Origin of the sequence: Priestia sp. SIMBA_032 (genome assembly GCF_046535215.1) — a bacterium.
GTDB classification, from domain to species: domain Bacteria; phylum Bacillota; class Bacilli; order Bacillales; family Bacillaceae_H; genus Priestia; species Priestia aryabhattai.
The window spans coordinates 240,351-252,481 of record NZ_JAWRXD010000005.1 but is presented as its reverse complement, the minus strand read 5'-3'; the positions used below and the strand labels follow the sequence as shown (position 1 = coordinate 252,481).

Sequence of the window (12,131 nt, the reverse complement as noted above, 5' to 3'; positions counted from 1 at the left end):
TATTGCCCCGTGGATGCTTGGTTTTTCATACGATGCAGGAGCTACTTCAGCAAGTATTGTATTTGGAATTCTCCAAGTCATCACATCTCTTTTAGGAGCGAATAAACCAGGATGGAATTCATGGCAAAACTGGATTTCCCTTATTAGCGGATTGTGGTTTGTTCTTTTTCCTTTTATTTATTCATTAACAGATGGCGCGCTTTGGTCTATCATCATACTCGGGTTAATGACCGTACTATTTAGTTTATGGAGCTTGAATTCTAAAGCAAAACTAAAAGCTATAAGTTAAAGAGCGAATAATATTCCACTATTCATCTAAACTATTGAAGATCCAGCAACACGTGGGCCTATGTGAGAAATAATTTTTGTAGCAGAAAAAACTCCCTATTTCCATAGGGAGCTTTTTCTGGTTTGCAAGAATTGATGATTAATTTTATCTTCACCTTTTTTAACATATCCTTATAATACGCTTCATCCTCAAGATATCCAATACTTCCACTTAGTAAATGATCTACTGTCTCAATTCCCGTAAAATCAAATCTTCCATAATTATTAATGATAAAACTTTGAATCATTAAAAAAGAGCTTTGAATTATAATTCAAAGCCTTTTTTTAATAAGAAGATACGTAATACCAGTTCTTATGTACTTTTTCTATCTGTTTAAAGTCCCCATCAAAATCGGTTTTTAAAGGTTTATTATCGTTTGGATCATATACAAATCCTGAAAAATTGTCTAACATTCCGCGATATGTAAAGAAAAGAATAGATTTCTCTTTTCCTTTTGTTTCTACTGCGATGTCACCTCCGCCTTTAGACAATTGAGTATACTCTTTAGGTAATTGAATAAGTGATGGATTATCAGATACATTAGGTTTAATCACACCATTTTCTACTTTAGCTGTAATTTCTTCTCGTTTATTCTGATGGATTTTAAAGTTCAGATCTAAATTGACTTGATCAAAGGGAAAGAAAAACCATAATCCCATAGTAATGAGCTGAATAACAAAAGGCTGCCACTTTCTATTTTTAAAAAGCTGGATCAATGTCCATACAGTTATGATGATAAAGAAGGCATATACGAATAGCCAAACAGGTAACATTAAAAACTCCGTTATCATATCAACTAGATCCCATTGGAACAATAACACTAAAATAACTAACAAACTACTAATTAACGATAAAAACAATAATGGACTGCGTTTCACACATCTTCCTCTTCCTGAAATAATTCTTTTTTAGCCTTAATTATATATTAAAATTCCTATAAAAACTTATGTATACTTCATACATTTTCAGTTTACATAATACCTCTTTCCAGTACACATCAAAAAAGAACCCTTGGCGCACATGGAGGTTGAGATAGGATGTCGTTCTTTTTTATGCAGTTCTTTATATACCCTTGATCTAACAATATTTCATTTCAATAGGAATGAAGAACTCCTGTATAAAAAGCAACCCTTTTATATACCCGTTAAAGCACATCCAAAGTAGTATTTACATTTAAAAACATGTTAAAATCTAGTAGTCATTTATACTCGAGTACGTATAAATGAACCCTTACAAAAAGCAGCCTCGCTTGCCAATGCCGAGGCTGCTTTTTCTTATTTTTTAAGGACTTTTGTCTTAAAAATGGACGTATGTCCTGCGAACAAATACTTAGATATTACATATGATACTATATCTTCTAAGTGAAGGAGGTATGCTACTACAGAAAATTTAGTTAGCTATATTAGAGATTTAGGCTTTCCAATTACCCTGTCTTTTTACTTACTTGTTCGCATTGAAAACAAATTAGATCGAATTACAGAACTTCTTCAAATTCTTATTGAAAAAAAGGACAAGCAATAAGCAAGTTACTTTATTTATATCCAAAGCGAACTTGCTCCTTCTTTTTCAAGATGCAGCACGGCCACTTCTGCTCCGTTATCATATCCCTGCTCTCCTCCTGGAAGAACAATCAGCGCATTTGCTGCAGCTAATGACGAAATAGCTCCTGACTTATCCATGCCAACAGGCGTTACTAAGAGCCTTCCGCCTTCGTCTGTAATTTCTCCTCGTACCATTCTTGTGAATGCATTAGGCTCTTTAAAACGGCCGTTTAATACCGCTTTTGTTTTATGTAAATGAGGCCGTGGTGAATGTAAAAAGCTGCGAACAATTGGACGAACAAATAGTTCGAATCCGACGTAGCAAGCAGATGGGTTTCCTGATAATCCAAACAGCAGCTGTCCGTTTCGTTCTGCGACTGTTGTGACGCTTCCCGGTCGCATCGCAATTTTGTTAAAGAGTACATTTGCGCCAAGCTTTTCATAGATAGCCGGCAAATAATCATAGTCCCCAACGGATACCCCGCCGGTTGTCAGTAAAATATCCACTTCTTCAAGCGCTTTTTCTACCGCTTCATAGCAGCGGTCAAAATCATCTTCAAGCTTCCCTAAACATTTCGGAATTCCCCCGCTTCTTACGATTTGCGCAAGAGCCATATAGGAGTTGCTGTTACGGATTTTCCCTGGTTCTAACGGTTCATTTACATCAAGCAGTTCGCTTCCCGTTGTTAACACGCCCACCACTGGCTGCTTCACCACGGCTACATCCGCATAGCCAAACGTAGCTAAAAAAGCGGTGACGCCTGGATTAATGCGCGTTCCTTTGGAAACAAGCACGTCTCCTTTTTTTGTTTCTTCTCCTTTTAACGCAATGTGTTCCCACTTTGAAGCTGACCTGCTTAACGCCATATACGTTTTGCCTTCTTTTTCATACGACTTCGTTACTTCAAGCATTACAACTGCATCACATGAATGAGGCACTTGCGCTCCTGTCATAATACGTACCGCTTGAAACGGCTTTACTTCTTCTTCAAACACAGAGCCGGCACCGATTTCACTTACAACTTCGAACTCCACAGGATGTTCACTTGAGACTTCTACGCAGTCTTGCGCTCGAACCGCAAAGCCGTCATAAAGCGATTTATTAAAATGAGGCACGTTTTGATCAGCGACAATATCTTCTCCTAAATAGCGTCCGTAGCTTTCAGTGATCGATACGCGTTCGATGCTGCCTTTTTTTTTATATGTCATGACTTTTTCAATTGCTTCAGGAATTGAAATAGGTGTTCTGCTTTCTAACATACATTCTTCACTTCCTTTATGTCTGTTCACTTTTTGCGCTATGGTGTAAAATCATAGCATATCTTACTATTTCTATCATACAACAAAATTTACTGAAAAAGGATGAAAACACCGATGTCTTCTTTTACACATTTTAATGATCAAGGCCGTGCCAACATGGTCGATATTAGCGAAAAATCTATCACTCGCCGCGTTGCAACCGCTCGTTCAAGCATACTGGTTAACAAAGAAATTCATGAAGCCATTGTAGAACATAAAATTGGAAAAGGTGACGTACTTGCTGTTGCACAAGTAGCGGGAATCATGGCAGCAAAACGTACGTCTGACATTATTCCGATGTGTCACCCCCTTCTATTAAAAGGCGTAAACCTTTCATTTGACTGGGATACAAGCAATAATCAGTACCGTTTATTAATAGAAGCAACGGTTAAAACGGAAGGCTCAACAGGCGTTGAAATGGAAGCTTTAACTGCCGCTTCTGCTTGCGCTCTAACTGTTTATGATATGTGCAAAGCCATTGATAAAGGAATGATTATTGGCGAAACGTATTTACTTGAAAAATCAGGCGGCAAAAACGGTGACTATAAGCGCACCGAAGCGTAAAGGAGGTACATAATGAGCGTACACGAACATAAATCTAAAGCAACTCAGCCCGTTCGCTGCAAAGTCATTACGGTATCAGACACACGTACAAAAGAAACCGATAAAAGCGGTGCGCTGATGATCCAGCTTCTGAAAGAACACGACATGCAGATCGCTTCCTATGAAATTGTAAAAGACGACCAAACGTCTATTCAACAAGCCATACTTGCTGGCTGCAGTGATGAGAACATTGACGTTGTTCTCACAAACGGCGGGACGGGCATCACAAAACGAGACGTCACCATTGAAGCCGTTCAAGCGCTGATTCATAAAGAAATCGTTGGGTTTGGCGAGCTGTTTCGCATGCTGAGCTACACCGAAGACATTGGCAGCGCGGCGATTATGAGCCGGGCAATTGCCGGGACGATTAACGAAAAAGCCGTTTTTTCTACACCAGGATCAAGCGCTGCGGTTCGTCTAGCGATGACCAAGCTGATTTTGCCTGAACTTCGCCATGTTGTGTGGGAATTAAACCGCCAGCGCTGACAAAATGCCTATGCGCGCGCATAGGCATTTTCATTAATCATAGTCTTTATGTACCCACTCATCTTCTGGAATACCTAAATCTTCTCCAGAAAAACGTTCTTCTTTAAACGGATCTCCTCTAAGATGAAAGCCGTTTTGCTCCCAAAAGCCAGGACGATTTTCATCAATGGCTTCAAAGCCTCGAAGCCATTTAACACTTTTCCAAAAGTACAAATGCGGAACAACCAATCGCAGCGGATATCCATGCTTAGCTGTAAGCGGCTCTCCGTTAAAAGAATGAGCAAGAAGAATATCGTCTCTCAGTAAATCTTTTACTTCAATGTTTGACGTATAGTCATTATCTCCATGCAGCATGATGTATTTACTTTTTAACTCCACGCCAACTGCCTTCAAAAAGTCTGTAAACAGCACGCCCGTAAATTGATTATCAAGCCTTGTCCATCTCGTTACGCAGTGGATATCACACTTCACCGTTGTTTGCGGCATATTCAATATATCTTGGTACGAAAGCGTCACTTCTTTATCTACCAATCCAAACACGCGAAGCGTCCACTCCTCTAAGTTATACTCCGGCACGTCCCCTTCATGTAAAATCGGAAATCGCTCCGTTACTACCTGACCCGGAGGCACTCGTCCTTCGTACTTTGGATCAATTTCTGGTGTTTTCATTCGTTTGATACGGTCTGCTTTGTTCAAAAATATCACCTCGTTGTTTCTTCTACATAAAAAGCCCTTCCTTAAATAAATAAGGAAGAGCTTCGTTTCAGCTTCTTCCTTATCTCTAAGAGCAGCGCACTCTTAAGGATTTGGCACCATTCTGTCATAGACAGCGGTTGCCGGGTTTCACAGGGCCAGTCCCTCCACCTCTCTTGATAAGGAAACAAATTGTATTTGTTTTATGTAATAAAGTCAGTATTAAGCTTTTTGTCATAATTGTCAATATTATTTTTCTTTTCCGCACAAAAAAACTTTAAAAACAGATAGAGGTATAAGATTTTAGTCTACTAAAATACTATGTCAAGTCTTCACCCTTCTCCATCAATCATCGTATACTTCCTGGCAAAGCGCTTGTAGTAAATTTGCTCATCTTCTTGTCCATCGTTAAAAACAAGTCGGTTATGATCAATATCTTTCTCTTTTAACACATAGCCTTTTTCATTCATCAGTTGAATATATTCATCTAAATGTCCTTTTTTCACCATATAGTAAAGAACATTATCTGAATCCGTAGTCTTTGCTACATCTTGACTTCCCACTTCTAACTTAAATACAGCTGTTGCTGTTTGAACGGGACGATAATCTCCAAACACTCTTTCCCAATTTAATAGCAATAGCGCGCCGGAAATTATTATACATCCTCCAGCCGCCACGGTTAGTACAAATCGTTTTGACACACCTTTCTCTCCTTTATATTTTTTTCTTCTATTTAATACAGCAGATTGCCCTAAACTTGTTTTGACGCCAAGCCCTAGATACACAGCAACACCTAAAGCTATTGAAATACAAGACGTGCTAATCGCAAGTGAAGATGCAGACAGCTTATTTTCTAGAAAATAGTGAGAAGCATAATTGCCAATAAGCACAGCGGCTGACATCACACTTACTAATAAAACAGGCGTCAACGCGGCTTTTCCCAGTGATTGAACTCGGTAAGAAATGGATTTTTCAATTAAATAAAAGTTATAGATAACCGATACACCATATCCTCCGTACGTCGCGACAACAGGTCCAATTTCTTTTAAGCTTGAAACCAACAGTACGTTTAATACTATCTTCACAACAATACCTAAGCCCAAGCCAAAAATTAATTTCTTTTGCTGATTAATTCCTTGAAGAATCGCGGCTGTTACGGTGAAAAGAGCAAATAGAATCGCAGCAGGCGCATACCATTGTAAAACAACTCCACCGATTTCATGACTGTTTTTCGCTCCAAAGATCATCATATATACCGGCTTACCCAATAAACAAAGCCCCACCGCAGCAGGAAGAGTAAAAAACAACAACAGCTGCAGCGTTTTTGTAATCTTTCCTTTTACTTCTCGTAAATTTCCTTGCACAAAAGAAGATGTAATACCCGGAATCAGCGACATGCTGAAGGCAGTCGCTAGCGATACCGGCACCATCACTAAAATTTGCGCTAATCCAATGACAGAGTTGATTGTTTCGGCTTTAGCTTGTCCATACCCTATTGATTGAAAAAGCATGTTAATCGTAAACGTATCAATATTTTGATAGATTGGAATAGCTAAACCAACTAATACAAACGGAACGGCGTACGTCACAAGCTCTTTGAACATTGAAGAGAACGAAATGGATTTATTATTCTTTCCGCTATTCACTTCCTTCATAATCAGCCGCTTGCGTTTTAGATAAGTCGAACCGAGAATCCCTATACCTCCTAAGCCTCCAATAAACGCTCCAAACGTACCGATTCCAACAGCTTTTGTAATCGTGCTATGAAAGAGATGAATAACAGCATATGCTCCTGCTAAAATAAACAGCACACGCACTATTTGTTCAATAATTGTACTTAGCGCGGATGGTCCCATGGACTGGTTACCTTGAAAGTAGCCTCGTAATAGACTCATAGGCGGGATAATAATTAAAGCAAAGCTCACCATTCGAATCACGTATACCACGTCTTTTTGACTATTTCCTGAGGAATCTTTTCCGTTAATCACTAGCTCAGCAAGCCACGGCGCCATGGTATAAAGCGCTAAAAAGCCTACTATGCCCGTTATCGTCATTAATACAAGTCCTGCTTTTAATAGATCTTGTCCCGCACGGTAGTTTCCAAGACCGTTATATTTCGATACATATTTCGAAACAGCAAGCGGAAGACCCATTGTCGATAAGCTTAGCATCAATGTATATGGACCGTATGCATACTTATAAAGTGCATAACCTGACGTTCCCACTAAGGCTGTGAAAGGAATAATATAAATAAAGCCTAAAATCTTTGTTAACAAAGAAGACGCTGTTAATAAAAGCGTACCTCTCATCAAATTTTTTTCCATACATCAAAACTCCAGAAATAGATATTTTATTTTTAACAAATACTTGATATATTGTATCATACTTACAATTATTATCCAGTTTTTTATAAAGCATTAGAATCTTCTCTATATTACGTCTTTTACCTAATAAAGGAATACAAACCAATCTTTTCACCTATGAGAAATGAATCGTTTTTTGCTTTTTACTTTACCTGACGTTTATATTCTAAAAGACGTGTTACATTATATATATCAGTTACCAACTCAACTAAGACTCCTTGACTATTCTGGCCTACCTGCTCTTTTAGGTAGACTGAGGTTGCTAAATCAATATAAATAAAGGAGGAAAAAATCATGAAAATGAAACAACGACTATCAAAAGCGGCGGCCGCTGCAACGATTACAGGCATTGCTGCGTTTGGATTTGCTCCTGTCTCTCATCTTGATACACCAGCACACGCAGCTACATCTCAAGAAACAAGCAGTCAAAGTCAAACAGCTGTAAAAAATATTAACGAAATTTATAATGCCGCAGTAAAAGGTGAAGTGCCGCGCTTAACAGCAGACTTTAAAATTGGCAAAACCCTGCGTCAAGACGTTCGTGATCAGTTCGGTCCGCCGCCTGAAGGTTCATCAAATAACTTTGACTACTATCATGCGGAAATGGGTCACCCTGGATACGCATTTGGCTATGACAAAAATAACGTCATCAACGAAATTCGCTATTTTGGTACAAATGTAGAGCGTCAAACAAATTTAGGGTCCATCACGCAAGCTAACTTAAAGAAAGAATTAGGTCAGCCAAACTTTACAAACAAAGTAAAAGGTGATGCTACGACTCAAACGAGATACACGTATCACGCTGGCGCCTATGATCTTGAATTTATTTTTGATGATGCAAAAACATTAAATCACGTAAATTTAGTTACAAAACCTTAATTCATAGAAGAAGTAGCAGACAGCCTGCTACTTTTTTTCACGAAATAAAACCAATGCTGAATCAGCTACGTGCTCATACCCAATCTCCATATAAATCTTGTTAGACGTGGGGTTTGTCATATCCGTGTACAGACTTGTTGTTTGAAATCCTTTGTCTAGCATAAGCTGAGAAAGCGTGGATACACAGCTTGAGGCATAGCCTTTTTTACGTTCTTTTTGAGGTGTGTATACAAAGTTAATTGTAATGTTATGGACCGTTGGACGCGTAGCATTGGCAATCGACACATACTTCCCGTTTGCTTCCCATAAAAATAGCCGTTCTGCTTTAATAAAAGCTTCTCCTGTTTTGGCAGCTTGTTCTTTCGATACAGGCTCTCCAATGCCCCCCATAAACTCCCAAATCCATTCTGTCACGAGCGGAAGATGCTCCAACTTTGCTTTTACCAGCATTCCTTCAGCTTCCGCAGCTTTTTTTACTTTGTCTAACCGGTAAATACGCTGATCCATTTTTAAAGAAGCTTCTTGATTTTTTAGCGCTGCTAGTTTTTGAGAAAGATATAAAACCGTTTGTCTTTCTCCAACTAAGCCCGGTACCGCGATTTCTTGTAACAGCTCTGCCGCTTCGCTTAGTTCACCCTCCGTTAGCTGCTGTATTTGAGACAGAATAATTTGCTTAGGATGAGTTTGCAGTAACACAAGCGCAGCACGGCCGTCTTTTGAAATAACACCCATAAAATTTGGTTTGCTGTTTTCATGTAAACTGTATAAAATGCCAAGCGCTAAGTTATGAAGAACTTCATTTTTCGCTAAAAGCGGCTCTACTTGGTTTTTAAATTCCTGTACTTCGCTGTATCTATGTAACTGAATCATTTTCTTACTATCTCCGCAAATGCTCTTACCGGAAACGTTCCGGCTCCTTTTATTTTAGGAGGCACGGCGTAAAATAAAAAGGACTCCGTTAGTTGATCTAAGCGACATAAGTGCTCAGCAATCACAATGTCCGCTCCTAACAGCAGCGTATGAGCTGGTCTTGCTTTTCCTTTTGTATCGTCAATATTCATTGAATCAATTCCGACAAGAGCGGGCTGTTGAGCCACTAAATAAGCCGCCGCGCTTTCTGTTAAGTATGGATGATTTTCTAAATAATCGTCTGTATTCCAGTAGCGATCCCATCTCGTATGAATTAATACCGCTTTGCCTTTAACGTCTATATGCTGAAAATGAGATTCATCAATAGCCGTTAAAGTCGGGTCGACTGAAACTACTATTCCTTCCAGTCCGGCTGTTTTATCAATAGCCGTTTGAGATAAATCCGCTCCGTCTTTGTATCTATGAAACGGCACGTCAATATACGTACCTGTATTTGTAACCATTTCAATTTTACCGATTTGAAATTCAGTGCCTGGTTCATACAGCTTTCTAGACTCTTCTCGGCTTAAATAGTCACAAATGATCGGTGCCGGCAAGCCTTTATGTGTAATAACTCCGGCTTCAATGACGTGGCTTAAATCAATATACGTTCTTTTTTTCATACTCCCACCCACTTTTTCAATATTCAGTAAAAATAGTCTAACATAAAAAAGCTCTTCCTAGTTTCCTAGAAAGAGCTTTTTTTAAAGAACATTATTAACTTGATAAACATACATCGTACGTATGCTTTGTATAAACAAATCCTTCAAAAATAAGACGGGCTGTACGCACTACTTTGATTCCGTTAACCTGTCCATTTTTTAAATCCACACTAGTTTCCATAATTCCCATTGGATGAGCAAGTCGAACGGTATCACCTTTTAATTGAACCATTTCTGATGGAAGCGTGCCTTTTGTATAAATAGCCGCTGTTGTACATATTGCTCCTGTAATAGCAAGCGTTTGATGCGGTTTTTGCATCGACATCATGCGAATTAATACGTCCATTTCAGAAGCCGCCTTGTCTCTTCCAGTCCCGTCGCGGTGGTCCAGTGGAGGAGCAATAATCGTCATTTTGGGAACGGCTGGTGATAGTTTAGTTGCTTTGTCTTGAGATGCCAGCCCCGCTTTTTCCGCCGCAATGGATCGAATTTCTTCAAATAGCTTCAGCTGTTTGTCCGTGTATTCATGGGGAAGTTCTGTTCCTTTTAGACCAATATCCGCTGCTTTAACAAATACAAGCGGATTTCCTACATCAACAATTGATGCTTTTACTGTCCCGATGGACGTTTGCAGCAGATCAATCGCATTTCCCGTTGGCAGCAGTTTTCCGGTAACGGCGCCTTCTCCATTTTCAAACGAAAGATAAATAGGTGAACCTGTACCCGGTACTCCAGGAATCATACATGATCCTTCTGTTTTCACTTTTCCGTTTTCTACTTCTACTTCCGCTACGATTACTTTTTTAGTATTTGTATTATAGATCCGCACTTTAGTCACCGGTTCCACAGCTTGTACAAGTCCTTGTTCAATGGCATAAGGTCCCACTGCTGAGGAGATATTACCGCAGTTTCCTTTAAAATCAACGAGAGATTCGCTGATGCTGACCTGCGCAAACGTATAATCTACGTCGGCTTCTTCTAAATCTGATTTTTTAATAATCGCAATTTTACTTGTCAGCGAATTGGCTCCGCCTAACCCGTCAATTTGACGTTGATCCGGACTTCCCATTATATCTAGCAAAAACGGTTCCCAATCCGATTTGTTCACAGGCATTTCTTCATGATTGATAAAGACCCCTTTACTCGTTCCACCTCTCATAACCGTTACAGGAATACGCGTCATCTTAATCACCTTTCTCCCCTACTAACAAACGCCGAGGCGTTCATCAAACCATTTTATTTTTTTACTATTTAGAACCGGTTCATTTGCCATTTATCGTATAATAGAGGTGGTCATAAGTAAAATACATAAAATTTATTGTCTTTTTAAAAATTTTTTTATAATCTAAATACAAGGGGGAATTGGGATGGATCAAAAAGATTGGATACTAATTAAAACGCTTCACGAAGAAAAGAACATTACACGAACGGCTGAAAGGCTCTACGTATCACAGCCTTCTTTAAGCTACCGCCTTAAAAATCTTGAAGAAGAATTTGGCGTAACGCTTTTTTTCAAAACGAAAAAAGGAATTGAGTTTACATCTGAAGGTGAGCATCTTGTTCGCTATGCGGAAGATATGTGGAAGCAGCTGCAAGAAACAAAAGACAGCATGCGTAATATGAGCGAAACCGTTACGGGAACGCTTCGCCTAGGGGTATCGAGTAACTTTGCGCAGCATAAACTCCCAAAAATTTTAAAACAGTTTTCTCTTCATTATCCAAATGTACAGTTCAGCGTAAATACAGGGTGGAGTACGCAAGTTATGAATCTATTAGACTCTTCGCGTGTTCATGTTGGTATTTTGCGAGGCAATTACCCGTGGAACGGAGAAAAATCACTGCTGACAAAAGAACGGCTTTGCTTAATTTCAAAAAAAGAAATTGCGATCGATGACTTGCCGAACCTGCCTTATATTAACTATAAAACCGATACGTCGCTAAAAGATCTCATTCAAGACTGGTGGCATGACAAGTTTTCAGAGCCTCCGTTTGTGGCAATGGAAGTTGACCGGCAAGAAACAGCCAAAGAAATGGTTAAAAATGATTTAGGCTTTGCGATTTTACCTGAAATTTGCCTTCACTCCAGCGACAACTTATATACATACGGACTTTCATACCGAGATGAATCACCTTTGCTTCGAAACACCTGGCTCATGTATGATCCTTCTTATTTGAATCTAGCGGTCGTGAAAGCATTTATTGACTTTTTAAAGCTAAGTGAAAAATAAAGCAAAAGCTAAAAGTTTGCGTCTTGGAAGAATCTCTCTTTTAGACCAAGCTTTTTTCTAGACTACCATTATAAAAATTTTTTATGAACTTTCTAAAAAAACCTATATTTCCTTTATTTTTAAAAATGTACTAACATGAA

Annotated in this window: 13 protein-coding genes and 1 riboswitch; of the genes, 6 read left to right on the top strand and 7 right to left on the bottom strand. The window is 39.0% G+C overall.

All coding sequences use genetic code 11. The features are described 5' to 3' along the window. Position 1: 1 nt before the first annotated feature. A complete protein-coding gene (locus SB717_RS18415; protein ID WP_410904488.1) occupies positions 2-289 on the top strand; it encodes an SPW repeat domain-containing protein in 288 nt (95 codons plus the stop codon). A gap of 323 nt (positions 290-612) precedes the next feature. On the opposite strand, the gene SB717_RS18410 is transcribed toward SB717_RS18415, so the two are convergent. Beyond that, a complete protein-coding gene (locus tag SB717_RS18410) occupies positions 613-1,206 on the bottom strand; it encodes a hypothetical protein (RefSeq protein WP_410904406.1) in 594 nt (197 codons plus the stop codon). A 523-nt stretch (positions 1,207-1,729) separates the two neighbouring features. On the opposite strand from SB717_RS18410, the gene SB717_RS18405 reads away from it, so the two are divergent. Further along, positions 1,730-1,849 carry a YvrJ family protein gene (locus SB717_RS18405; protein WP_410904487.1) on the top strand — a complete coding sequence of 40 codons (120 nt, stop codon included), beginning with the start codon at positions 1,730-1,732 and terminating at the stop codon, positions 1,847-1,849. Between the two features lie 14 nt (positions 1,850-1,863). Here the strand turns inward: SB717_RS18405 and SB717_RS18400 are convergent, their stop codons facing one another. Next, positions 1,864-3,129, bottom strand: a complete 1,266-nt coding sequence (locus SB717_RS18400) for a molybdopterin molybdotransferase MoeA (RefSeq protein WP_410904405.1) — start codon at positions 3,127-3,129, stop codon at positions 1,864-1,866. Between the two features lie 114 nt (positions 3,130-3,243). On the opposite strand from SB717_RS18400, the gene moaC reads away from it, so the two are divergent. Both moaC and SB717_RS18390 read left to right on the top strand, forming a co-directional pair. Further along, positions 3,244-3,732: a cyclic pyranopterin monophosphate synthase MoaC gene (moaC, locus tag SB717_RS18395; protein ID WP_045293624.1), complete on the top strand. Its 489-nt coding sequence runs from the start codon at positions 3,244-3,246 to the stop codon at positions 3,730-3,732. Between the two features lie 12 nt (positions 3,733-3,744). Further along, a complete protein-coding gene (locus SB717_RS18390) occupies positions 3,745-4,257 on the top strand; it encodes a MogA/MoaB family molybdenum cofactor biosynthesis protein (RefSeq protein ID WP_410904404.1) in 513 nt (170 codons plus the stop codon). A gap of 33 nt (positions 4,258-4,290) precedes the next feature. On the opposite strand, the gene SB717_RS18385 is transcribed toward SB717_RS18390, so the two are convergent. Both SB717_RS18385 and SB717_RS18380 read right to left on the bottom strand, forming a co-directional pair. Beyond that, the gene (locus SB717_RS18385; protein WP_410904403.1) at positions 4,291-4,953 is read right to left on the bottom strand and encodes a sulfite oxidase-like oxidoreductase; all 663 of its coding nucleotides are present in this window, start codon (positions 4,951-4,953) and stop codon (positions 4,291-4,293) included. 76 nt (positions 4,954-5,029) lie between these two features. Then, positions 5,030-5,136: riboswitch (SAM riboswitch) on the bottom strand. 146 nt (positions 5,137-5,282) lie between these two features. Beyond that, positions 5,283-7,274: a putative polysaccharide biosynthesis protein gene (locus SB717_RS18380; RefSeq protein WP_410904402.1), complete on the bottom strand. Its 1,992-nt coding sequence runs from the start codon at positions 7,272-7,274 to the stop codon at positions 5,283-5,285. 333 nt (positions 7,275-7,607) lie between these two features. On the opposite strand from SB717_RS18380, the gene SB717_RS18375 reads away from it, so the two are divergent. Then, positions 7,608-8,192, top strand: a complete 585-nt coding sequence (locus SB717_RS18375; protein WP_410904401.1) for a YjgB family protein — start codon at positions 7,608-7,610, stop codon at positions 8,190-8,192. 27 nt (positions 8,193-8,219) lie between these two features. Here SB717_RS18375 and SB717_RS18370 read toward each other — a convergent pair whose 3' ends face one another. The 3 genes from SB717_RS18370 to SB717_RS18360 form a co-directional block, all read right to left on the bottom strand. Next, positions 8,220-9,062: a GNAT family N-acetyltransferase gene (locus SB717_RS18370; protein ID WP_410904400.1), complete on the bottom strand. Its 843-nt coding sequence runs from the start codon at positions 9,060-9,062 to the stop codon at positions 8,220-8,222. Next, a complete protein-coding gene (locus SB717_RS18365) occupies positions 9,059-9,724 on the bottom strand; it encodes a cyclase family protein (protein WP_410904399.1) in 666 nt (221 codons plus the stop codon). Before SB717_RS18365 ends, SB717_RS18370 begins: the two co-directional genes overlap by 4 nt. Before the next feature lie 94 nt (positions 9,725-9,818). Next, positions 9,819-10,946 carry a 2-methylaconitate cis-trans isomerase PrpF family protein gene (locus tag SB717_RS18360; RefSeq protein WP_410904486.1) on the bottom strand — a complete coding sequence of 376 codons (1,128 nt, stop codon included), beginning with the start codon at positions 10,944-10,946 and terminating at the stop codon, positions 9,819-9,821. A 184-nt stretch (positions 10,947-11,130) separates the two neighbouring features. Between SB717_RS18360 and SB717_RS18355 the strand changes: the two genes are divergently transcribed. Further along, positions 11,131-11,991: a LysR family transcriptional regulator gene (locus SB717_RS18355; RefSeq protein WP_071271746.1), complete on the top strand. Its 861-nt coding sequence runs from the start codon at positions 11,131-11,133 to the stop codon at positions 11,989-11,991. Positions 11,992-12,131: the final 140 nt, after the last annotated feature.

Excerpts from the sequence above, each read along its gene's own strand:
- SB717_RS18400 (WP_410904405.1), bottom strand. The coding sequence starts at position 3,129 with ATGTTAGAAAGCAGAACACCTATTTCAATTCCTGAAGCAATTGAAAAA.
- moaC (WP_045293624.1), top strand. The coding sequence starts at position 3,244 with ATGTCTTCTTTTACACATTTTAATGATCAAGGCCGTGCCAACATGGTC.
- SB717_RS18390 (WP_410904404.1), top strand. The coding sequence starts at position 3,745 with ATGAGCGTACACGAACATAAATCTAAAGCAACTCAGCCCGTTCGCTGC.
- SB717_RS18380 (WP_410904402.1), bottom strand. The coding sequence starts at position 7,274 with ATGGAAAAAAATTTGATGAGAGGTACGCTTTTATTAACAGCGTCTTCT.
- SB717_RS18375 (WP_410904401.1), top strand. The coding sequence starts at position 7,608 with ATGAAAATGAAACAACGACTATCAAAAGCGGCGGCCGCTGCAACGATT.
- SB717_RS18370 (WP_410904400.1), bottom strand. The coding sequence starts at position 9,062 with ATGATTCAGTTACATAGATACAGCGAAGTACAGGAATTTAAAAACCAA.
- SB717_RS18365 (WP_410904399.1), bottom strand. The coding sequence starts at position 9,724 with ATGAAAAAAAGAACGTATATTGATTTAAGCCACGTCATTGAAGCCGGA.
- SB717_RS18360 (WP_410904486.1), bottom strand. The coding sequence starts at position 10,946 with ATGACGCGTATTCCTGTAACGGTTATGAGAGGTGGAACGAGTAAAGGG.
- SB717_RS18355 (WP_071271746.1), top strand. The coding sequence starts at position 11,131 with ATGGATCAAAAAGATTGGATACTAATTAAAACGCTTCACGAAGAAAAG.